Genomic DNA, 20,246 nt, shown 5'->3' on the forward strand with positions numbered 1-20,246 from the left:
GGCTGCTCATCGGGCGGATTGCCGGCACCCGGGTCGGGCTCCGTTCCCGGCTCCGGGACGCGCGGCAACGACGAATACCCGCCAGTTGACCTTGGGACCGGGGTGCTCGATGAGTTCGCCGGGCCCCTTGCTCAGTTCAGTACTGGTGATCGGCGCCCTGAATTCCTCGGCTTCTTGCTGACGCCGAACTTGCTGCGTCCAACGGTGAGATTCGGCTTCTCATCTGGATCCGGCGACGTACCGCTGCGCTCTGCCACCAGGATCTCCCTGAAGTCCAGGTCCAATCACGGCTCCGGCTCCCCTCGCCCGCCTATACTGCGCCACTCGCCCGGCGGGCGCGTGGCCCCCTCCGCAAGGCCGTGGTCATCGGTGTACCTGTGCTCAGCCTAGGCACGTTGCGGTTCGCGGGTCTAGCATCCCGGGAGTTGAATCGCTCTCTTTCGCCTGGCCTCAGGTCGCTGGCCTGCTGGTCTAGAGTAGTGCCATGGCCAATTCGCCCAGCGGGGATTCGATGCTGGACCGCCTGGTGCGGATCCTTGACGCCTTCGACGCGCACAACCCGCAGCTGACCGTCAGCGCACTGTCCCGCCGGGCCGATATTCCCAAAGCCACCATGTACCGCTTGCTGGATGAATTGGTCTCCCACGACTTGCTGGCCCGTGACAATACCGGCCAGGTGCGCCTCGGGTTGCGCCTGTGGGAACTGGCCAATCGAAGTGCTGCCACCTACGATCTCCGTACCGCAGCGCTGCCCTTCATGGAGGACATCAACCAGCTGCTGGGGCAGAACACCCAGTTATCCGTTCTCCACCAGGACGAAGTGCTGATCATCGAACGGCTCTCCCGGCCCGGCTCCGTGGTGAACCAGGCGAATGTCGCAGGGCGCATGCCGGTGCACCGCACTTCGATGGGCATGGCCCTCCTGGCTTTTTCCCGGCCCGAGATCATTCGCGGTTTCCTTGAACGCCACCGCGAGCTGATGACCGCGGCACATCCTGATTTCCACGCGGAAATAGCAGAAATCCGGCGCATCGGGTTCGCTTCATTGGACGGATTCATCGACTCGGAAACCACTGGTGTGGCTGCCCCGATCCTCGACGAAGCCGGATACCAGGTTGCTGTCATTTCGGTGGTGGTCCCCCGGGACTCGGGAGCCTTGCAACCAGCGGCTTTGGCCTTGCGCACCGCGGCCCGTGGCATTGCCCGCGCACTGCATATCAGGGACAGCTAGCGGCGAGGCCAGGACGGACAGCTGCCCGCCGTGCGATACCGCCGCTGCATGGATACGCATCCAATTATTCTCATTCATTGAGAACGTGGCTGTCGGCCAGGTCACCTGCATCGCATGCTTGTGGAAGTTCCCCAATACTTCCCTCGGCCATATGACCCCGTCCGGCAACGCAGCCGGCCGCGCGGGACATGGCCCAGACGACAGCAAGGCAAGGTCCCATGGTCCAGAATCCACGCATCCTCAAGACCAAGGTCGGCATCATCGGCGGCGGTCCGGCCGGGCTCATGCTTTCGCATCTGCTGGCCAAGACCGGCATCGATAACATCGTCGTGGAAATGCGCGACCACGAAACCATCCGCAATACGCATCGCGCCGGAATCCTCGAAGCCCAAGCGGTGCAGATGCTCACCGAGTCGGGCGTCGACGGCCGCGTGCTCACCCACGGCGACGAGCACGCCGGCATCGACCTGCGCTTCAATGGCGAATCCCACCCGCTGGACTTCCGCGACCTGGTGGACGCCACCGTCACCCTCTACGCGCAGAACGAGGTGTTCGTGGATCTGTCCGCGGCCCGCCACCGCGACCAGGGCGACGTGCGCTACTCCTGCGAGGTCACCGAGATCCTGGACATGGAGACCACCACCCCGAAGTTCCGCTTCACCGACGCCGAGGGCACCGAGTTCGAAGTGCACGCTGATGTGATCGTCGGTGCCGACGGCTCGCGCTCCTTCGCCCGCCGCCAGATACCCGAGACCGTCAAGCAGGACTTCAAGGTCACCTACCCCTTCGCCTGGTTCGGCATCCTCACCGAAGCGCCGAAGTCCGCACCCGAGCTGATCTACGCCAACTCCCCGCATGGCTTTGCGCTGATCTCCCAGCGCAGCGAAACCGTGCAACGCATGTACTTCCAGTGCGACCCGAACGAAGACGTGAACGCCTGGAGCGATGACCGCATCTGGGCCGAACTGCAAAAGCGCGTGGACGGGCCGGATAACTTCCAGCTGAAGACCGGGCCGATCTTCGACAAGACCGTGCTGGGCTTCCGCTCCTTCGTGCGCGAACCGCTCTCCCACGGGCGCCTGTTCCTGATCGGCGACGCCGGGAACACCGTCCCGCCCACCGGCGCCAAGGGCCTGAACCTCGCCTTCGCCGATGTGAAGGTGCTCTTCGAAGCGCTGGATTCCTACTTCTCCACCGGCAGCGACCAGCTGCTGGAAGGCTACTCCGACCTCGCGCTGAAGCGGGTGTGGAAGGCGCAGAACTTCTCCTACTGGATGACCTCCATGCTCCACACCCCGGTAGGCGGCGACCCGTTCATGGCCAAGCGCGCCCTGGGCGAGCTGGAAACCGTCACCTCCTCGCGGTTCGGCCAGCAGTACCTGGCCGAGTCCTACACCGGCTGGCCCCACGCCTGAACTCCCTGACTTACCACCGCATCCTTGAAAGGAGCCCGCATTGAGCACCGGCACCACGCACCAGGACGGCACCGAAGCCGAATCCTTCGCCAACTCGCATCTGCTGGACCCGGCGGCAACCACCGCCAGCCAGGATGAGATCAGCGGCGAAATCGCAGACATCCACGAGGCCTACCGCCAGGAAGTCCTGGCCGGCAAGAAGGCCGAAACCCAGCCGCGCATCGATTTCGCACCCTACCGCTCCTCGCTGCTGCGCCACCCGACCAAGAACCTGCATCACGCGGATCCGGAAACCATCGAGCTGCACTCCCCGGCCTTCGGCCAGCGCGACGTGCACGCACTGGAATCGGATCTGACCATCCAGCACAACGGCGAGCCGATCGGCGAGCGCATTGTGGTGGCAGGCCGCGTGCTGGATGGCGACGGCCGCCCGGTGGCCGGGCAGCTGGTGGAAATCTGGCAGGCCAACGCCGCCGGCCGCTACATCCACAAGCGCGACCAGCACCCGGCCCCGATCGACCCGAACTTCACCGGCGTAGGCCGGGCGATCACCGGCCCGAACGGCGAATACTCGTTCACCACCATCAAGCCGGCGCCGTACCCGTGGAAGAACCACCACAACGCCTGGCGCCCGGCGCACATCCACTTCTCGCTGTTCGGCACCGATTTCACCCAGCGCATGATCACCCAGATGTACTTCCCCGGCGATCCGCTGTTCGCGCTGGATCCGATCTACCAGTCGATCACAGATGCGAAGGCCCGCGACCGCCTGGTCGCCACCTACGACCATTCGCTGACCAGCCACGAATGGGCCACCGGCTACAACTGGGACATCGTGCTCACCGGCAGCAACCGCACCTGGATGGAAGACGAAGAGGGAGAGCACTAAATGGCACAGGCACCTGAACTGAAACTCGTCCCGACCCCGGGACAGACCATCGGCCCGTTCTACGGCTATGCATTGCCCTTCGAGAAGGACAACGAGCTGGCCAGCCAGGCCAACCCGAACTCGGTGCGCCTGCACGGGGTCATCACCGATGGCAACGGCGAGGTCATCCCGGACGCGCTGCTGGAAATCTGGCAGGCCGACGAGCACGGCAAGGTCGTCTCGCGCGACGGCTCGCTGGTCCGCGACGGCTACACCTTCACCGGGTGGGGCCGCGTGGCCGTGGACAACGTCGGGCACTACACCTTCACCACGGTGAACCCTGGCCCCACCGAAGAAGGCAAGGCGCCGTTCATCATGCTCACGGTCTTCGCCCGCGGCCTGCTCAACCGGCTGTTCACCCGCATCTACCTGCCGGAGGACACGAAAGCGCTGGCCAATGACCCGCTGCTGGCATCGCTGAGCGAAGCAGAACGCTCCACGCTGATCGCCACCCGCGAACAGGACGGCTCGCTGCGCTTCGACATCCGGTTGCAGGGCGAGAACGAGACGGTGTTCCTGTCCTACCCGCGCGAAAGCTAGAACCCATCGCACCACCCCGCCAGGCTGCCCCGGCGCCCGTACTGTTACGGGCGTTGAAGCGCTCGGCGGGGTTTCGCCAGTTGCCGGGCACTAGAGTTCTAGAAGAACGGCGTGCACGCTAAACAGCTAAGAAACGAGGGATCGAATGGAAGGCGCAGACTACGGCGTACTGGCCCCTGCCTGGGCTGGTACCGCGGCCTCAGCGCTGGCCAGCGACGCGGCTTTCGTCCAGGGGATGCTGGATGCAGAAGCCGCATGGGTGCAGGTCCAGGCGGACGCTGGCCTGTGCAGCATCGAGGATGCGCAGGCGGTGCGCGAGGTGGCCAGCGTCGAACGCTACGACCTGGCCCTGCTGGCTTCGAGAACGCCGGATGGAGCCAATGCGCTCATCCCGCTGCTGGGCATGATGCGCGAGCTGCTCACGCACGATGGCGCGGCGAAAACCGCCAGTACCGCCTTGCACCGCGGGGCGACCAGCCAGGACATCATCGACACCGCGCTGATGCTGATCCTGTCCAAGGCGATCACGCTCACGCTGGCCGATCTGCGCAGCACCGCCAGCGGGTTGGCCGCCCTGGCACGCGAGCACCGGTCCACCGTGTGCATTGCCCGCTCGCTGACCCAGCATGCGCTGCCCACCACCCTGGGGTGGAAGGCCGCCAGCTGGCTATCGGCCGTGCTGGATGCCGAACGGCAGCTGGACGCCGCCACCGGGCAGCTGCGCCTGCAGTGGGGCGGAGCGGTGGGAACGCTCGCATCCTTGGAGCAGCTGCTCTCCAGACACACGGAAACAACAGCCACGAGCAAGTCGCTGGCCTCGCAGCTGGCAGGCCTGCTGGGCCTGGCGGATACGGGAACGCCTTGGCACACCAACCGCATGCCGATTCTGCAGCTCGGCTCCGCGCTGGGTTCGGCCATTGCCGCGCTGGGGACCTTCGGCGCGGATGTGCTCACCGCCTCCCGCCCGGAAATCGGCGAGCTGTCCGAACCGCGCGAGGCTGGCAAGGGCGGTTCCTCGGCCATGCCGCAGAAGCAAAACCCGGTGCGCTCGGTGCTGCTGCGCAATGCGGCATTCAGCGCCCCCGGCCTGCTCTCCACCCTGTTCACCGCTGCCGGTACCGCAGTGGATGAACGCCCGGATGGCGGCTGGCATGCCGAATGGAGCGCCCTGCGCGAACTGGCCCGGCTGGCTTCCGGGGCCGCCTTCCACGCTTCGTTCCTGGCCAACGGCCTGGGCGTGAATCTTCCCGCCATTGAGCGCAACCTCGCCCTGGGCGGAGATGCCGTGCTCTCCGAGCGCCTCGCGGCCGTCCTGGCACCGCTGGTGGTTGGCGGAAAACCGGCCATCCAGTCGTTGGTGCGCCGCAGCCTGGACGAGGATGTTTCCCTGCGCGAGCTGCTGCGCCTGGAAATCCCCACCCATGATCTAAGCGACCAGGACCTCGACGAATTACTTGATCCAGCCGGCTACCTCGGTGCCGCGGATCGCTTCACCGATACCGTACTCGCCGATTACTCGGCACGGAAGGAACTATGGCAGTCCCGCAACTAACCCCGTCCTTGCTGCATACCAGCAAGGAACTTCCCACCCTCATTGCCGGCCCTTCGCTGGGCACCGCCGCCCTGCCGCTGTGGGCACCGGCCTTGCCGTACCTCAAGGAGCACTTCCAGGTCATCGCCTGGGATCTCCCGGGGCATGGCGAAAGCAAGCCATCCACCGAGGAATTCACGCTGGCCGAACTGGCCACCGGGGTCACCGAAGTTGTCGCGGCGCTGCGTGCCGACGGCGTCATCGCCGAGGGCTCCAAGCTGTACTACGCGGGCGTCTCGGTGGGCGGGGCCACCGCCCTGCAGCTGGCGGTAGACCACCCGGGCTTCTTCAACGGGCTATCCTCCATCTGCTCGGCCGCGAAAATCGGCACCCCGGAAGCGTGGACCGACCGTGCCGAGCTGGTCGCCAAGGCGGGTACCCCGACCATGGTCGCCGGTTCCGCCGAACGCTGGTTCGCACCGGGGTTCATCGAGAAGCAGCCGGTGATCAGCACCGAGCTGCTGCACAGCCTGCAGGACGCCGACCGATTCGCCTACGCCCACGTCTGCGGCGCCTTGGCAGGCTTCGACGTGCGCGAGCAGCTGGCCTCCACCAGCGACCCGATCATCGCGATCAACGGCGCGCAGGACCAGGTCTGCCCTCCGGCCGACGCGGAATTCATTGCCGAGAATGCACCGCGCGGAACCATGGCGGTCATTGATTCGGCAGCCCATCTGGCCCCGGCCGAAGCTCCGGAAGAGACTGCGGCCTTGCTGGTCGACTTCTTCCTGTCCAACTAGCAGCGAGGACTAGCAGGCAATGACTGAATCATCACGCCTTCCCGGCGACACCTACGATGCCGGCATGGCGGTGCGCCGCCAGGTCCTGGGCAATGAGCACGTGGATCGTTCCACCAAGAACTCGAACGAGTTCACCGACGAATTCCAGGAGATGATCACCCGCTACGCCTGGGGCACCATCTGGACCCGCGAAGGCCTGCCACGCACCACCCGCAGCGCCATCACGCTGACTGCAATGATTGCCGGCGGATACTGGGAAGAGCTGGAAATGCATGTGCACGCCGCCCTGCGCAACGGCATGACCCCGGAAGAGATCAAGGAAGTCTTCTTGCAGTGCGCCATCTACTGCTCCGTTCCGGCAGCGAATGTGGCGTTCAAGATCGGCAAGAAGGTGCTGGACGAGTACTCGGCGGCCGAAGGCAACTAGCCGCTAGCGCCGCGCATCCGCGGCCTGCTGGATCGAGTGCAGCAAGGCCCACGGGACGATGCCGCTGGTGCGCGGGTTGCGCGGCGATGGGTAATTCTTGACCGAGAAGCTGTACTCGCCGGCTGGCCCGTGCGCTTCGATGAGGTGCTCGGTCAGCTCTGCCGCCGGATCGGCGAGCAGCCTGACCTGCACCGCGTCCCAATCCCCCACTGTTAAGGCCACTGCCGCGGCGACATTCAGCGACTTCTGGAAGTCGCGGGCCGCCACCGCAGCCGGACCGTTGAATACCTCTACCGGGCCGCTGGCCTGCTCCAGTTCGCGGCGCCGCCGCGCATCCATCCACGGCTGCACCAAGGTGGCCGGCAGCTTGCGCGTCGTAACCAGCACCTGCTCGATGCCGCCCATTCGTGCCGCCGCACCAAACAGGTCCAATCCGCCAATGGCCCCGGCGGTGCTGATCAGCCGGCCTGGCCCGGCAGCTTGCACTGATGCGGCAAGATCCGGGTCGGCCAGCGCTCCCATGGAACTGGCCAGCAGGTCGACCCCTGCCTCCAGGATGCGCACCGCATGCTCCCGCACAGCGTGCTGGCCCGCACATTCGACCACCAGGTCGCAGCGCTCCAGCGCCTGCTGGAGATTCAACTGTTCATGTTCCAGCCCCGGCTGATGCCGGCGCAGGATCACCCCTTCAAGCTGGGCGCCCGCCACGCTCCCGGCAGCCAATTGATCCGCCACCACGGAGCCGATGGCGCCATAGCCCATTACTCCCACCCGATACATGCTGCCCGCGGCCATGACCGTCCTGTCCGAATTCTTTGATGCCAGCTATCGCCAGCTTAGCCAGCCGGCGCGACCATCACGAACCGGCGTGGTCCCGGAACAACAGGAGCTCCGCGCTATTGCCCGGCCGCGGAGGCATGGTCGCCGCGCTCCATGAGCCGGGAGGCGGCATAGCCGAAGAGGATGCCCCAGAAGGCCGCGTGGATGTTGAACAGGTCCAGGCCGGAAATTGTCACGACAAATGTCACCAGCGCGCCAAGGGAGAACTTCGTGGCGAAGGCCGTCACGAACGCCTGCTGCAGGGCCTTGAGCATGGCGATGCCTCCCAAGGCCAGCACGAATGCCTCAGGGGTGGCCAGCATGAAGCGGGTCAGCGTCGGAGCCAGCAGGGCGAAGACCAGGGACAGGAATCCATAGACCACCGCTGCTGTGTAGTGGCGGTGCTTTTCGCCCGATGAGGTGAGCAGCGCGTTGGTGGGCCCGGTGACGCAGGCGGATACCGCGCCGAAGCAGGCGTTGAGGATTGAGAAACCGCCGGAGGCCAGGGCGAAGGCATTGACCGGCGGCTGGTGCCCGGCGGCACGCAGCACCGCAACGCCCTGGCCGTTCTGCACGATCAGCACGGTGATGGCCAACGGTACCACCAGTTCAAGTTGCGCGGCCCAGGTGAATTCCGGAGCGGTGAACACCGGGGTGGCAAGTACCGGACCGCCCGCGGCATCCAATGCGAACTGCCCGCTGGCGGCCACGGCAATGATGCCGGCGATCAGCGTGCCCAGCACCGGTGGCAGTTTTCGGCCCAGCGCCGGCACCGCACTGAGCAGCACGAAGACCAGCACCATGGGAGCGGCCACCACCGGGTTGGCTTGGGTGGATGAGACGATGTCGGTGCCAAAGCGCAGGAAGACCGCCGCCACCATGGCCATCACAATCGGCATCGGGATGGCCGCCATGATCCGGCGCACTACCCCGGTGGCTCCCAGTGCCAGGACCAGCACCCCCGAGACGAAGAACGCCCCGACCACTTCGGCGAAGGACAGGTGCTGCAGCGAAGGACCCAGCAGCACCGTGCCGGGGATGGACCAGGCGAATCCGAGCGGCTGGCGGTAGAGCAGGGACATCACGATGGTCGCCAACCCGGCGGAGAGGAAGATCCCGCAGACCCAGGAAGCCATCTCAGCCTGGGATAGTCCGCCCGCGGCACCCACGGCAAGGGTGACCGCGATGGGGCCAGAGGCTGAGAAGACCAGGCCGATCACCCCATTGCTGGCATAGACCGCGCCCAGATCGCGCAGCAGGGCGCGGATCCCGGCAGGCCTGCTCGCGGGCCGCTCTAGCAGCGGTTCGCGCGGTGACCGCGCGGGTGCTGGAGCCGATTCGTCGGTGGGCAAGAAATTCGCTGGCTTGGGCATGCGCTCTCCTGGATGACGGTGGCAGTGGCATTAATAGTCCATCACTAATGCACCGCTCCGGGGGCCGTGGGAAGTGGCACATTGATCCGGGGTATGCCAGTCCTAGGATAGTTCTGGCCTCGGACCAGCACCGCAGGCAGGGCTAGGATGAGACCGGGGCGATGCGGCCCGCGGATGAAAGGACTGCTCCGATGAATTCCAATACAGAGCTCGGCGAGTTCCTCAAGGCGCGCCGGGCGCTGGTCAGCCCGGCAGGCGATGGTGGTCCCCGGCGCCGCGTTCCTGGCCTGCGCCGCGAAGAGGTTGCGGTCCTGGCCGGCGTGAGCACCGACTACTACACCCGGCTGGAACAGGGGCGGCACAAGCGTCCCTCCGAATCCGTGCTCGGAGCGTTGGCCAGGGCCCTGCAACTGGATGAGGCGGCGACCGGGCATTTGTTCAATCTGGCCCGCTCGGTCTCCGGCTCCGGGCGCAACAGCCCGTCGAGCAGCGTCCAGCGGGTGCGCCCATCCCTGCATAAGCTGCTGGATTCCTTCACCGCCCATCCGGCCTTCATCCGCGGCCGGCGCACCGAGGTGCTGGGCATGAATCCGCTGGCCGCCAGCCTGCTCACCGATTTCCTCGCCAAGCCGGTGCGCCACCGCAGCCTGATCCGCTGGGCCTTCCTCGATCCCGAAGCCAGGCAGCGCTATGCCGACTGGGAACAGGTCGCCGCGTCGATGGTCGGCACCTTGCGCCTGGATACCGGGCGCCATCCGCACGATCCGCTGCTCGCGCAGCTGGTCGGAGAGCTGTCCATGAACAGCGAAGAATTCCGCACCTGGTGGGCAGACCACCGGGTGGTGGAGCGGCGGGATGGGATCAAGAGGTTCAACCACCCCGACGTGGGTTATCTGGAGGTCAACTACGAGGCGCTGGACGTGACCGGGGCAACTGACCAGACCCTGTTCATCTACACCACCGAGCCGGGCTCTGAGTCCGAAGCGAAGCTGCGCGATCTAGCAGCGCGGCTCAACAGCCCGGGTGCGGCGCCGAGAGGCTAGCCGCGTGCCGGGATCAGCGATTCGCTGAGCCAGCTGCGCTCCAGCTCGTTCAGCGGCCGGGACGAAACGCCATCGGCGGCCAGTGGCACCATGACCGTGGTCGAGTCGAATACCGGCTGCCCATCCTGGTAGCCGATACCGCGCACGGTGAAGGATTTGTTGCCGAGCCGGCTGATGCCCATGCGGATGAGCATCTCGGGCTGGTAGTACAGCGGGCGCAGGTAGTCGATCTGGATGGATGCCACTACTGTGCCGAATTCGAATCGGCCAGTAGTTCCGTCTTCGCGCGTCCAGCGGATGCGCGCTTCTTCCATCAATGTCACGATGCGCGCATTGTTCACGTGGCCCAGGGCATCCTGATCCGACCAGCGCAATTGCAAAATGACCTCGGTTGCGGCGGCCAGTTCATCGTTTTTCGCGTCATTCATGAAACCCATTGCACCAGAAACCGGGGCTGGCCACTGCGCCCGTGACAGCTCATGAACTTGGAACATTGCCAGCAGGCACCCACCGCGCATCCTCGTTGTTGGCATCCAAGCAGAACCATTCCGTTGCCGGCCCATAGCACCGCAGCTCATCGGTGAACCAGAACGTCTGGTCCGGATCCCACCCGGCAATCACGCTGGCGTACTTCTCATCGATGTCGAGGCACTGGCCGGCGAGCGCCAGATAAGCACCAATGCCCAGATGCACCCCGTCATAGTCGCGCGCCACTGCCAGCCAATCAGGGATCATCCATGCGCCGTCGCGCCCAGTAGCCAAATACCAGTCGTGGCGTTTCTGCGCGGACACCTCGAGGCCGTGTTCGCGGCAGAGACGGATCCAGTCCTCCGCCGTGGCGATCTCCAGCATGTTCGCTGCGGGAGGCACACTAGCGTGCCTGACGCTAGCCTGTTCCCACCCGAAACCGTCTTCCACGCAGCTCAGGCCCACAGGCTCGCCGCCAGGGAAGATACCGGTGCTGGCGGGCAGGCGGCTGCTGGGCTTGGACCACCATTCGCCACTGAAGCTGCCCAGCTGGCTGTTATGCAGTTCCGCGGCATCGCGGGCTTCCGTCGCCAGAACCGCGCCCCTCCAGTCCTGCAAAATGCCAAGGGCATCGTCATCGGGAGCTTGCGACTTGCCCACGGGATCATGCTGGTCGAACTCCACCTTGAACTGGTTACGCAGATCCACGGGATCCATCCACCAGTCCGCGAGCCCGCTGTCCGCCAGATGCCGGGCGACCCGCTCAAGAGGCGCGGCGAAAGCCGGCAACGCCAGCAGGGTGTCTTCCCCATCCGGTTCCTGCCAATAGCGCGCGTAGTCCACCGAACGAACTAGCGCGTGTTGCAGGAGCGCCGCAGTGGGCGTCACCAGGCTGGCGACATCAAGGAGCCGTGCAATCTCCTCGACACTGATATCGGGCACGCCTCGCTCGTCCATGCCAAACAGGCCAACGCTCTCGCCACGTTCGACCGCGACCCGATGCGCGGCATAGAACATCGCCGCCCGCAGTGGATGCTCCGCGAATTCCGGTTGCAGCTGCTCTTCGCTGGCAATTGCGAATTCCCACAGCAGCCTGCGTCCCCGCGCGCCTGCCATCAGCGCCTGCACCAGTTCCATCGCCACCACTTCATTTCATTAGCTGGAGATACCTAAATCCTGCCAAGACAGTCGATAACTATTTACGGGATCGATGAATCGACATTACCTGGGCATGGGTTGCAATTCACCTGTCCTTGGCACCGTGGGATACGGCTGGCCAACGGGCCGGCAGATTGCCCCCACCCGGAGGAACGTACGTGAAATTCTTCGCTCGACCCGGCAAAACCAATCATCTCACCCCACTGCATCTGACCGCCGGAAGCCTGGTTGCCATTGCCGCTTCCACCGCTTTGATCAGCGCCAGCCCAGAAGTCGAAGCGGCGCCTGCCGCCAAGACCACCGCGGATTGGAGCTCCTCGGCCTACCGCGGGTCCGTCGAGGTCATCCCTGCTAAAAATAGCGGCAACGCCGCCGATCAACAGACGCTGGACGGCGTGGTCTTCGAGGACCGCAACAAGAACTCCAAGCAGGATGCCGGTGAACCCGGCCTGCCGAACGTCACGGTGTCCAACGGCCGCGACGTTGTGTCCACCGACGGACAGGGCCGCTACGAACTGCCGGCCTACAACAACATGACCGCATTCGTCACCCAGCCGCGCGGCTTCCAGGTACCGGTTGACGAGGACAACGTCGCCCAGTTCTTCTACAACCACCTGCCCGGAGGCTCCCCGGAACTGAAGTACGACGGCATCGCGCCGACCGGCCCGCTGCCCGAAGCCGTCAACTTCCCGCTGGTGCGCAGCAACGCCACGCAATCGCCCGAGCAGAGCTGCGTCATCGGCGCGGACGTGCAGACCTACACCCAGCAGGAAGTCGAATACGCCAGGGAGGGCGCCTTCGCCGATCTGGCGGCCCGCACCGACTACACCGGGTGCGGAGCGTTGTTCATCGGCGACCTCGTGGGCGATGACCTGACGTTCTTCCACCAGACCCGCGAGCTCACCTCCATGCTCAATGGCCCGGCCCGCTTCCTGCCAGGCAACCACGACATCGACTACGATTCGCTGGACAGACAGCATGAATTCGATTCCTTCCGCGCCCAGTTCGGCCCCGAATACTATTCCTATGATGCGGGCAAGGCGCACGTCATCGCCCTGAGCACTATCGATTACCCGACGGCGGTACCGGCCAAGAAGAGCGACTACACCTACGATCTGGGCCAGCGCCAGCTGCAGTGGCTGCGCGAAGATCTGGCCAAGGTTCCAAAGAACAAGGCCATCGTCCTGGCCGGGCACAGCCCGCTGCTCGAGTTCTTCTACAGCGACGAGCATTCCACCAAGCAGGTCAAGGAGATCTACGAGCTGCTTGAGGGACGCGAGGCCGTTTCCCTGGGCGGGCACACCCACATGTCGGAGAACCTGCGCGCCGGGGACCTGATGGACGGCTGGCGCGATGAGGTCGGCGAAGCAGGCTTGCCCTTCACCCACCTGACGGTCCCGGCAATTTCCGGGCAATGGTATGACGGCCGGGTCACCGAGAACGGCTACCCGACCTCCATCCAGCGCGACGGCACCCCGCCGGGCGTGCTCACCTTGGACATCAAGAACACCGACATCGTGGAGCGCTTCACCGCCACCGGCCAGGATCCCAGCAAGCAGATGTCGCTGGGCCTGAACACCCCTCAGTACCGGCAGTGGTACGAGGAGAATCTGGACAAGGAACGCGGCACTGTTCAGCCCCTGGTCGACCCGCTGGCAGTGAGCCGGCAGGGATTGGCCCAGGACACCTGGCTGACCACGAACTTCTGGATGGGCAGCACCGGTTCCACCGTCGAGGTATCCATTGACGGCCAGGACCCTGTATCCGCCGAGCGGACCCAGCAGATGGCCGGCGAGCGCCCGCTGACCGGAGCCGAGTACTCGGACCCGTCCGCCATCGCCGAGCAGTTCGTCCACGGCGGCGGCCTCGCCGAGAAGACCAGCCACCTGTGGCGCCTAGAACTGCCCGATGACCTCTCGGTTGGTGAGCACACCGCGACGGCGACCGCCACCGACGTGCATGGTCGCTCCTACACCGAGCAGCTGGAATTCACCGTCGTCCAGTAGCATCGATGCTTTGAGCTGGTGCCTGCATGATGCAGGCGCCAGCTTTTTGTTACGCCAGCGACAGGACAGCAGCGGCCGCAGATGCCTAGGATGAAGCCATGCGCATTGCAATCCTTGATGATTACCACAACGTGGCCCGCTCGCTGGCCGATTTCGATGGCCTCGCCGCCGAGCTGGACGCCGAGATCACCGTCTTCACCGAGCACCTGGGCCATGAGGACCACACTGTCGTCGAGGCATTGCTGCCCTTCGATGCCATTGTGGCCATGCGCGAACGCACGCCCTTTCCTGCCGCCCGGCTAAATGCCTTGCCCAACCTGAAGCTGCTGGTCACCACCGGTCGCCGCAACGGATCCATCGACCTGCAGGCAGCACGGGACCGGGGCATCGTGGTCAGCCACACCGGCTATGTGGCCACCGATGCCGCTGAGCACACCTGGGCGCTGATTCTTTCCGCCGCGCGCCGACTGGATGTGGAACTGTTTTCCGCGAACCGCCCGCTGGCGGCCGACTCCGGCTGGCAGACCACGTTCGGGATGGGCCTGTCCGGCAAGACCCTAGGCGTCTACGGCCTGGGGAATCTGGGGTCGAGGGTGGCCAAGGTCGGCTTGGCCTTCGGCATGCGGGTCATTGCCTACAGCCAGAACCTCACCGAAGAGCGAGCCGCCGAAGTGGGCGTGGAGCTGGTCTCCGAGGCCGAGCTGTTTTCCACCAGCGACATCGTGACCGTGCACCTGAAGCTCTCCGAACGCAGCACCGGGGTCATCGGGCCCAAGCAGCTGGTCTGGATGCGACCTGATTCCATCCTGGTCAACACCTCGCGCAGCCGGATCGTGCAGACCGACGCGCTCATCGACGCGCTGGAAAGCCGGCGGCTGCACCTGGCCGCGGTGGATGTCTTCGATGTGGAACCGCTGCCGGCCCAGGACCGGCTGGCGAACACCAGGGGCGTGATTGCCACCCCGCATATCGGCTACGTGACCATCGAGCAGTTCGAGATGTTCTACCGCGATGCGGTGGAAGATCTCCGCGCGTGGGCTAGCGGCGCGCCGATCCGCGTGCTGGCCTAGAAGCTGCGGGCCGCGGCACGAAGAAGTAGTGCAGGATTGCCACCACGGCGGCCCAGGCGGCTCCGATCAGCAGGCCCACCAGCACATCCGAAACCCAATGGTGCCCGATGTAGATGCGCGAGGCGCCCATCGCCAGCACGAATAGCGCCGCGATGATGGCGATCAGGTACGCGTAGCGGCGCAGCCCGTAGATGATTGCCAGGTAGCTGGCGATGCCGATCAGCGCCGCCGAGTTCAGCGTGTGCCCACTGGGGAATGAATAGGATTCAGGCGGCGCAGGTCCCCCGGGGATGCCCTGGGGACGCGGCACCTGGAGGTTGGCCTTGAGGATGACGGTCAGCAGCACCGAGACCAATGCCGTGAACGCGACGGCCGCCAGCGGCCACGCGCTGCGCGTTTTCCAGCACAGCAGCCCGGTGATCACCAGCATGATCATGGTCATTCCCGGGGTGGATCCCCAGAAGTACAGGAAGTCGGAGACCGCGAACAGGAACGGCGACTGGTGCTCCAGTGCCCATTGGTATGCCGGGGCGTCCAGGTCCTTGGCCCATCCGCCCGCATGCAGGGACACCAGCACCCTGCGGGTGAAGTAGAACATGGCGACGACCAGCCCGAAAATGATCCACAGCACCTGTGCGCCGCCAGGACGCTGGCCGTGCCGGAAATACCAAGAGGATCTCATGGCTTCCATCGTATCGGGGTGGAAGCGAAGCGCTGAACCCGCTGGATGCGGAACAATGGAAGCATGACGATCAAGGTGCTGGCTGTAGGCAAGAAACACGAGTCCTGGGTGGACGAAGGAATTTCCCGCTACGAGAAGCGGCTGAAGAAGCCCTTCGACCTTTCCTGGCAGCTGCTGAGCCACTCCTCGCGCGAGAACGACGCGGCCCGCAGCGAGGAATCCGGACGCATCCTGGCCAAGATCGATGACCGCGACTTCGTGGTGCTGCTCGATGAACGAGGGAAGAACGTGGACTCCCCCGCGCTGGCCAACACCCTGCGCACGCCGATCGATTCCTCGCGCAATGTGGTGATCATCATCGGCGGCGCCTACGGCGTGGACCCCACGGTGCATGCCCGCGCCAACTTCACCTGGTCACTGTCCAAGCTGGTCTTTCCGCACCAGCTGGTGCGCTTGATCCTCACCGAGCAGCTCTACCGGGCGCAGGACATCCTGGCCGGCGGCAAGTACCACCACATTTAAGCCAATCCCTTGACTTTCTGACATGGAAAGACGAGACTTTCCGTGACGGAAAGTGAGTAATTCATGGCTTCATCAGGCGATTTCATGGACGGACAGCACGCGGCCAAGCTGCTGCAATCTGCCGAGCAGGACTCACAGCAGATGGTCCAGACTTCCGGGAGTCCTCGCGGCTTCACCACCACCTTGGTCGCAGTCTCGGCCGTAGTCCTCACGTTGTTCCAGGCTTACCCACCCCAGGCTTTTTGGACAGCACTGTTGTATATACCGTTGATCCTTTGGTACGTGCTGGCCCGGCGCCGTCGCGCAAAGCCACGGACATTGGCCGATACCCCGAGCCTGCTGGCGGGCGCCTATGCAGGATATTTCTTCCTCGGCATCCTGCTGGTCAATTGCCTGAGGTTTTGGGAAGCGGCACAGGTAGAGGAAGTAGTGGCGAAGATTCTTGTCACCTTCATATCCTGCATGTTCTTGGTGGCCAAGATGCAAGCTGCCTACAACATGGCGCGCCTGGAGGACGGCAATGACCAAGTCGTCTAGCGACGCCCGGTTCGACGAATTAATCCACGCTCCATTGCGGCTGCGCATCTGCGCCAGCCTGGCTCCGGTTCAGTGGGCTGAATTCGCACACCTTCGCGGTCTCCTCGATATCGCCGACTCGGTTCTGAGCAAGCACCTCAAGCAGCTCGCCGATGCCGGTTATGTCGGCATCGAGCGATTCACCAAGCTGGGCCGCAGCCATGTGCGCGTTTCGCTGACGAAGGCAGGCCGCAGAGCATACGTTGGCCACGTCGCAGCCCTTCGTGAAATTACCGCAGGATAAGAATTCTCGCGAGCTGAGCATGTGAAACGGCACCACAGCAGCACCACTTTTTACCGATTCAACAAGACCATCCACAGCATACGCCAGTAGGGAGGCCTGGTCATGGAAGAACAATGTGGCGGAGTCAAAATCATCCCGGTTGCCTCGGGGATCTTGCTGCTTCCGGTCATCACCCTGATCTTCCTGCCTCCAGGTGCCGAGGGCAGCGAAGAACTTGATCCCAATACTCCCCAGTGTCATTGAAGGAACCCCCATCGGCGAGGGCAGGACGGGAAATCGACGGTGAAAATTCCCGCACAATACCGGGAAGCCGTGGAGAAGTCCGCCGATACTGCGGGGCTGCCCATAGGCATCATTGCCGCGCAAATCAACCAAGAATCCGGCTGGAACCCCAAAGCAGTCTCCCCAGTGGGAGCACAAGGCATTGCCCAGTTCATGCCCGGCACCTGGGAGGAATGGGGCAACGGTAAAGACCCGTTCGATCCGTTCGCTGGCCTCGATGCCCAAGGCCGCTACATGAAATATCTCGCCGGACAAATCGCGGATCTGTCCAGCAACGAGAAAGAAATAATCCAATTCACCCTGGCCGCCTACAACGCCGGAGCAGCCAACGTCCAAAAATATGGCGGCATCCCGCCCTTCGAGGAAACGCGCCGCTACGTGGAAGTCATCATGGGCAACGCCCAGATGGACTATTCCTCAAACTGCGAAGCGCCCGGTGGCTTCGATTTCGGGGAGCTGCAAGCCGATGAATGGGCACACCCCATGCCCAATTCACGCATGACCTCGCCGTTCGGGCCACGCGCCTGCCCGCTGGCCAGCTGCGCTGGCATGCCGTTCCTCTTGAAGCACGAAGGCATCGACCTGGCCGGATCAGACCCCTACTTTTACGCTCCCACGGACATGAAGATCACCTATGCCAGCATCGGGAACATCGACAAGCTCTACGGCTCCTACGGCAACTATATTTTCGCCCAGATGACCGAAGCCCCTTACCTGGTGTTCGAGTTCCACGAAGCCCAAGACAACTCTCTACTGGTGAAAACCGGAGACGTAGTGAAGAAAGGCACCCCACTGGGCAAGCCAGGAGCTACCGGCAATTCCAGTGGCATCCATGTCCACTTCCAGATCAACAACCCGAAAACCAGTGTGTTTGACCGCCCAGCGATCAACAACGGCACAACTTATGACCCGGTACCGATCCTGCGACAGCAAAAGGTGAACATCCAATGAAACACCCCAAAATCTTCGCCCTGGCCCTGGCGGTAGGACTCGTAACGGGCCTAGCCGGATGCACCCCCGTCAGCACCGAGACCGAAGCGAGCGGCATCCCGAGCGTTGCCCCAACCACAGCCAGTCCTACCACGCCTGCACCTAGCGCCAGCCATGAGCACGGGGATCCTGTAGATGATCCAGCCAAAATCGAGCTGGCCAAGCAAGCGGCAACGATCATGACCACCTGGGACCCGAACAAGGACTTCAACCGCACCGCCGCCGAAATGCGCGCCAGAAAGCTCATGACCAGCAAACGAGCCAAGCAAGTCATCGCGCCGGAACGGCCCGCGACCGGCGTTGAATGGCTGACCGCCGCAGAGAAGAAAGCAACCAGCAAGCCCACGGTGAAACTCATGACCGAGCACCACGAGCAAGACACGTTTGCGGTCACCGCCACCTGGCAATGGGTCACCAAGGACGGAGAATCCTGGGCCGGCGAAGGGAAGCAGACGTTCTTCTTCACCTTCACCGACACCGACACCGACACCGACACCGACACCGACACCGACACCGACACCGAACCGTACAAGATCCGCGACTACGTTTCCTCTGTCCTCTAGCCTCACACCGAAATCGGGGCGCCGCAGCTAAAAGACCTCAAAGAAATAGGGATGACGATGCGGATAAACGTTCCCATGACAACCTTGCCCTGCAGGACGATCGGTGGGGAGCCCTATTTAGTAGCTCTTGATCGTCACTGAGAACTTCCAGATGTTCGGGCCAACGCGATTCCCGTTGCGATCGGTGTCGTAGTAGATAAAGCACTGGCTCGCTCGCGTCCACGAAGAGTTCATCGTCAGACGCTTGGCGTTGCAAGCATCGAACGTCTTGTAGTCAGTGGGATAGAGATAGGAATATCCAGCCTGGGCCGGCATTGCTGCAACGGTTAGACCTCCAGCAGCAAGCGCCAACGCCGAGGCTGACATAGCGATCCGCGTAAGGGTTTTTCTGATCATGGCTCCACCTCCAGGACGTGACAGTACTAACAGCAGTAGTATAGCCATAGCTTGGATTAAATGATTGGGTTTTCTCACACCTGCCCGATGTCTTGCCGGAGCTAAGCAGCCAAAACGACCACTGTGGGCAGCAGGATATTCGCTAGATCTGCATGCCTTGGGGGGGCAAACCAGAATTGACTGGATGTGGTGCCGTGGAATCGACTTCCGGCAGTCCGCGGCATGATCAGGAGTAACCTCGCCATCCGGCAAACTCGTGATCCAGCGCATCGCGTCGCCATGCTGCAAGTTTCCCTTCGGTACGGCGCTGATGCTGGTTATGCAGCCAGATACCCAAGGAATGTTCCGTTTCAGATGTGTAGGTCCGGTATCGCGGGAACTGGCCGCTTTCTGCAACGAATTGGCGGAGCGCCTCGAAACGCTCGCTCCACCGTTCGTCGAGTTCGCGTTGCCGAGGTCGATATGCCAATCGGGAACGTCTTGCAGAAGCAGGATTTTAGCTGCAGGCAATTGACCGGACTGGAACTCCTTGCGCTGAACTGCAACCCAATGGTGCAAGGAACGTTCACCCCGGTCGCCTGTGCTGCGCGGAAGCCTTTCGTGCTCAGCATGGAAGGCTGCTAATTCGGTAGCCTGACGCCGCCATGTGCTGGAGGGCCTGTTGTTGTTACGTGTGGCCACTGCCGCTTCGTGCTTGGCACGGAAACCGGGTTCATAGTGTTCGCGTCGTCGCAGGTGGTAATGGATGGCGGCAGGACCGCGGTGGCAAAGTTCGGCGATTTCCCGCACCGTGATTCCGGCGAGCAGCAGCTGGTCCCATTCGGGGTGCCTTGAGATGTTCCAGCTGGTCATGGCCTTAAGATACCCTACGCGACGAGCACTGAGGACGGATTCTTGGGATTTGGTGGGGTATTGTAGTCCAGGCTTTCGCATGCCGGTCCCGGCGTGCTTGTATCCTATAGGGGCACCGGTTCTAGTAGGTGCCGTAACCACCGCTAAAAGCGAATGCAGGCTAGCGACACTTACCAAAGTTTTTGAAACTATGCCGGTGCTTGTCTCAATGAATGCTCGATCATTCGTTAAATACCCAAACGGTCCTGGTGGGTTTTAGAGAGGACATGCATCAATTCAGCATCTGATGGTTGTTATTCTGTTTAGTAGGAAATGATTTCACACAGGATC

At 63.5% G+C, this 20,246-nt stretch carries 22 protein-coding genes; 16 read left to right on the forward strand and 6 right to left on the reverse strand.

The features are described 5' to 3' along the window. The first annotated feature begins 484 nt into the window (after window positions 1-484). The 7 genes from ANI01nite_RS06335 (at window position 485) to pcaC (ending at window position 6,872) form a co-directional block, all read left to right on the forward strand. Window positions 485-1,231 (forward strand): IclR family transcriptional regulator, encoded by a 747-nt coding sequence (locus ANI01nite_RS06335; RefSeq protein ID WP_128471341.1) that lies wholly within the window; start codon window positions 485-487, stop codon window positions 1,229-1,231. Window positions 1,232-1,449: 218 nt separating this feature from the next. Then, window positions 1,450-2,646, forward strand: coding sequence for a 4-hydroxybenzoate 3-monooxygenase (locus ANI01nite_RS06340; RefSeq protein WP_141356790.1), 1,197 nt, complete (start codon window positions 1,450-1,452; stop codon window positions 2,644-2,646). A gap of 40 nt (window positions 2,647-2,686) precedes the next feature. Next, on the forward strand, window positions 2,687-3,535 hold the full coding sequence (pcaH, locus tag ANI01nite_RS06345) for a protocatechuate 3,4-dioxygenase subunit beta (protein ID WP_038992451.1): 849 nt from the start codon (window positions 2,687-2,689) through the stop codon (window positions 3,533-3,535). Continuing rightward, a complete protein-coding gene (pcaG, locus tag ANI01nite_RS06350) occupies window positions 3,536-4,114 on the forward strand; it encodes a protocatechuate 3,4-dioxygenase subunit alpha (RefSeq protein WP_141356792.1) in 579 nt (192 codons plus the stop codon). It abuts the gene before it with no gap. 145 nt (window positions 4,115-4,259) lie between these two features. Next, window positions 4,260-5,666: a lyase family protein gene (locus ANI01nite_RS06355; protein WP_141356794.1), complete on the forward strand. Its 1,407-nt coding sequence runs from the start codon at window positions 4,260-4,262 to the stop codon at window positions 5,664-5,666. Next, window positions 5,648-6,445: an alpha/beta fold hydrolase gene (locus ANI01nite_RS06360; RefSeq protein ID WP_170214583.1), complete on the forward strand. Its 798-nt coding sequence runs from the start codon at window positions 5,648-5,650 to the stop codon at window positions 6,443-6,445. The genes ANI01nite_RS06355 and ANI01nite_RS06360 overlap by 19 nt, the downstream gene beginning before the upstream one ends. A 19-nt stretch (window positions 6,446-6,464) precedes the next feature. After that, on the forward strand, window positions 6,465-6,872 hold the full coding sequence (gene pcaC, locus ANI01nite_RS06365; RefSeq protein WP_141356796.1) for a 4-carboxymuconolactone decarboxylase: 408 nt from the start codon (window positions 6,465-6,467) through the stop codon (window positions 6,870-6,872). 3 nt (window positions 6,873-6,875) lie between these two features. On the opposite strand, the gene ANI01nite_RS06370 is transcribed toward pcaC, so the two are convergent. Together ANI01nite_RS06370 and ANI01nite_RS06375 are read right to left on the reverse strand one after the other, a co-directional pair. Next, window positions 6,876-7,667, reverse strand: a complete 792-nt coding sequence (locus tag ANI01nite_RS06370; protein ID WP_073707413.1) for an aspartate dehydrogenase domain-containing protein — start codon at window positions 7,665-7,667, stop codon at window positions 6,876-6,878. A gap of 101 nt (window positions 7,668-7,768) precedes the next feature. Continuing rightward, on the reverse strand, window positions 7,769-9,064 hold the full coding sequence (locus ANI01nite_RS06375; protein ID WP_218024308.1) for a benzoate/H(+) symporter BenE family transporter: 1,296 nt from the start codon (window positions 9,062-9,064) through the stop codon (window positions 7,769-7,771). Between the two features lie 191 nt (window positions 9,065-9,255). Between ANI01nite_RS06375 and ANI01nite_RS06380 the strand changes: the two genes are divergently transcribed. Continuing rightward, window positions 9,256-10,107, forward strand: a complete 852-nt coding sequence (locus ANI01nite_RS06380; protein ID WP_141356798.1) for a helix-turn-helix transcriptional regulator — start codon at window positions 9,256-9,258, stop codon at window positions 10,105-10,107. Here ANI01nite_RS06380 and ANI01nite_RS06385 read toward each other — a convergent pair. Together ANI01nite_RS06385 and ANI01nite_RS06390 are read right to left on the reverse strand one after the other, a co-directional pair. Beyond that, window positions 10,104-10,535 carry an acyl-CoA thioesterase gene (locus tag ANI01nite_RS06385; protein ID WP_121866074.1) on the reverse strand — a complete coding sequence of 144 codons (432 nt, stop codon included), beginning with the start codon at window positions 10,533-10,535 and terminating at the stop codon, window positions 10,104-10,106. The two genes, ANI01nite_RS06380 and ANI01nite_RS06385, sit on opposite strands and share 4 nt — an antisense overlap. 49 nt (window positions 10,536-10,584) lie before the next feature. Then, the gene (locus ANI01nite_RS06390) at window positions 10,585-11,712 is read right to left on the reverse strand and encodes a hypothetical protein (protein WP_141356800.1); all 1,128 of its coding nucleotides are present in this window, start codon (window positions 11,710-11,712) and stop codon (window positions 10,585-10,587) included. Window positions 11,713-11,891: 179 nt separating this feature from the next. Between ANI01nite_RS06390 and ANI01nite_RS06395 the strand changes: the two genes are divergently transcribed. Together ANI01nite_RS06395 and ANI01nite_RS06400 are read left to right on the forward strand one after the other, a co-directional pair. Then, the gene (locus tag ANI01nite_RS06395; protein WP_141356802.1) at window positions 11,892-13,739 is read left to right on the forward strand and encodes a calcineurin-like phosphoesterase C-terminal domain-containing protein; all 1,848 of its coding nucleotides are present in this window, start codon (window positions 11,892-11,894) and stop codon (window positions 13,737-13,739) included. 98 nt (window positions 13,740-13,837) lie between these two features. After that, window positions 13,838-14,809 carry a D-2-hydroxyacid dehydrogenase family protein gene (locus ANI01nite_RS06400; protein WP_141356804.1) on the forward strand — a complete coding sequence of 324 codons (972 nt, stop codon included), beginning with the start codon at window positions 13,838-13,840 and terminating at the stop codon, window positions 14,807-14,809. Here ANI01nite_RS06400 and ANI01nite_RS06405 read toward each other — a convergent pair. Continuing rightward, window positions 14,778-15,491 (reverse strand): phosphatase PAP2 family protein, encoded by a 714-nt coding sequence (locus ANI01nite_RS06405; RefSeq protein WP_170214584.1) that lies wholly within the window; start codon window positions 15,489-15,491, stop codon window positions 14,778-14,780. The genes ANI01nite_RS06400 and ANI01nite_RS06405 overlap by 32 nt on opposite strands. A 63-nt stretch (window positions 15,492-15,554) precedes the next feature. Here ANI01nite_RS06405 and ANI01nite_RS06410 point away from each other — a divergent pair, with 63 nt between their 5' ends. From ANI01nite_RS06410 to ANI01nite_RS16665, 6 genes are all read left to right on the forward strand, one after another. Beyond that, entirely contained in the window at window positions 15,555-16,013 is a 459-nt protein-coding gene (locus ANI01nite_RS06410; RefSeq protein ID WP_174787672.1) for a 23S rRNA (pseudouridine(1915)-N(3))-methyltransferase RlmH, read from the forward strand. Window positions 16,014-16,076: 63 nt separating this feature from the next. Beyond that, entirely contained in the window at window positions 16,077-16,550 is a 474-nt protein-coding gene (locus tag ANI01nite_RS06415; protein WP_141356808.1) for a hypothetical protein, read from the forward strand. Next, entirely contained in the window at window positions 16,534-16,833 is a 300-nt protein-coding gene (locus ANI01nite_RS06420; protein ID WP_084083922.1) for a transcriptional regulator, read from the forward strand. Before ANI01nite_RS06415 ends, ANI01nite_RS06420 begins: the two co-directional genes overlap by 17 nt. 102 nt (window positions 16,834-16,935) lie before the next feature. Continuing rightward, window positions 16,936-17,076, forward strand: coding sequence for a hypothetical protein (locus ANI01nite_RS16660; protein ID WP_170214585.1), 141 nt, complete (start codon window positions 16,936-16,938; stop codon window positions 17,074-17,076). A 69-nt stretch (window positions 17,077-17,145) separates the two neighbouring features. After that, the gene (locus tag ANI01nite_RS06425) at window positions 17,146-18,066 is read left to right on the forward strand and encodes a transglycosylase SLT domain-containing protein (RefSeq protein ID WP_170214586.1); all 921 of its coding nucleotides are present in this window, start codon (window positions 17,146-17,148) and stop codon (window positions 18,064-18,066) included. Further along, window positions 18,063-18,668: a hypothetical protein gene (locus ANI01nite_RS16665; protein ID WP_170214587.1), complete on the forward strand. Its 606-nt coding sequence runs from the start codon at window positions 18,063-18,065 to the stop codon at window positions 18,666-18,668. Before ANI01nite_RS06425 ends, ANI01nite_RS16665 begins: the two co-directional genes overlap by 4 nt. A 117-nt stretch (window positions 18,669-18,785) precedes the next feature. On the opposite strand, the gene ANI01nite_RS17245 is transcribed toward ANI01nite_RS16665, so the two are convergent. Next, window positions 18,786-19,916 (reverse strand): helicase associated domain-containing protein, encoded by a 1,131-nt coding sequence (locus tag ANI01nite_RS17245; protein ID WP_170214588.1) that lies wholly within the window; start codon window positions 19,914-19,916, stop codon window positions 18,786-18,788. Window positions 19,917-20,246: the final 330 nt, after the last annotated feature.

Source organism: Glutamicibacter nicotianae (genome assembly GCF_006539525.1).
Lineage (GTDB): Bacteria > Actinomycetota > Actinomycetes > Actinomycetales > Micrococcaceae > Glutamicibacter > Glutamicibacter nicotianae.

Excerpts from the sequence above, each read along its gene's own strand:
- ANI01nite_RS16660 (WP_170214585.1), top strand. The coding sequence starts at position 16,936 with ATGGAAGAACAATGTGGCGGAGTCAAAATCATCCCGGTTGCCTCGGGG.
- ANI01nite_RS06375 (WP_218024308.1), bottom strand. The coding sequence starts at position 9,064 with ATGCCCAAGCCAGCGAATTTCTTGCCCACCGACGAATCGGCTCCAGCA.
- ANI01nite_RS06385 (WP_121866074.1), bottom strand. The coding sequence starts at position 10,535 with ATGAATGACGCGAAAAACGATGAACTGGCCGCCGCAACCGAGGTCATT.
- ANI01nite_RS06415 (WP_141356808.1), top strand. The coding sequence starts at position 16,077 with ATGGCTTCATCAGGCGATTTCATGGACGGACAGCACGCGGCCAAGCTG.
- pcaG (WP_141356792.1), top strand. The coding sequence starts at position 3,536 with ATGGCACAGGCACCTGAACTGAAACTCGTCCCGACCCCGGGACAGACC.
- ANI01nite_RS06340 (WP_141356790.1), top strand. The coding sequence starts at position 1,450 with ATGGTCCAGAATCCACGCATCCTCAAGACCAAGGTCGGCATCATCGGC.
- ANI01nite_RS06405 (WP_170214584.1), bottom strand. The coding sequence starts at position 15,491 with ATGAGATCCTCTTGGTATTTCCGGCACGGCCAGCGTCCTGGCGGCGCA.
- ANI01nite_RS06335 (WP_128471341.1), top strand. The coding sequence starts at position 485 with ATGGCCAATTCGCCCAGCGGGGATTCGATGCTGGACCGCCTGGTGCGG.
- ANI01nite_RS16665 (WP_170214587.1), top strand. The coding sequence starts at position 18,063 with ATGAAACACCCCAAAATCTTCGCCCTGGCCCTGGCGGTAGGACTCGTA.
- ANI01nite_RS06380 (WP_141356798.1), top strand. The coding sequence starts at position 9,256 with ATGAATTCCAATACAGAGCTCGGCGAGTTCCTCAAGGCGCGCCGGGCG.
- ANI01nite_RS17245 (WP_170214588.1), bottom strand. The coding sequence starts at position 19,916 with ATGACCAGCTGGAACATCTCAAGGCACCCCGAATGGGACCAGCTGCTG.
- pcaC (WP_141356796.1), top strand. The coding sequence starts at position 6,465 with ATGACTGAATCATCACGCCTTCCCGGCGACACCTACGATGCCGGCATG.
- ANI01nite_RS06390 (WP_141356800.1), bottom strand. The coding sequence starts at position 11,712 with ATGGAACTGGTGCAGGCGCTGATGGCAGGCGCGCGGGGACGCAGGCTG.
- ANI01nite_RS06355 (WP_141356794.1), top strand. The coding sequence starts at position 4,260 with ATGGAAGGCGCAGACTACGGCGTACTGGCCCCTGCCTGGGCTGGTACC.
- ANI01nite_RS06400 (WP_141356804.1), top strand. The coding sequence starts at position 13,838 with ATGCGCATTGCAATCCTTGATGATTACCACAACGTGGCCCGCTCGCTG.
- ANI01nite_RS06410 (WP_174787672.1), top strand. The coding sequence starts at position 15,555 with ATGACGATCAAGGTGCTGGCTGTAGGCAAGAAACACGAGTCCTGGGTG.
- ANI01nite_RS06360 (WP_170214583.1), top strand. The coding sequence starts at position 5,648 with ATGGCAGTCCCGCAACTAACCCCGTCCTTGCTGCATACCAGCAAGGAA.
- ANI01nite_RS06420 (WP_084083922.1), top strand. The coding sequence starts at position 16,534 with ATGACCAAGTCGTCTAGCGACGCCCGGTTCGACGAATTAATCCACGCT.
- ANI01nite_RS06370 (WP_073707413.1), bottom strand. The coding sequence starts at position 7,667 with ATGGCCGCGGGCAGCATGTATCGGGTGGGAGTAATGGGCTATGGCGCC.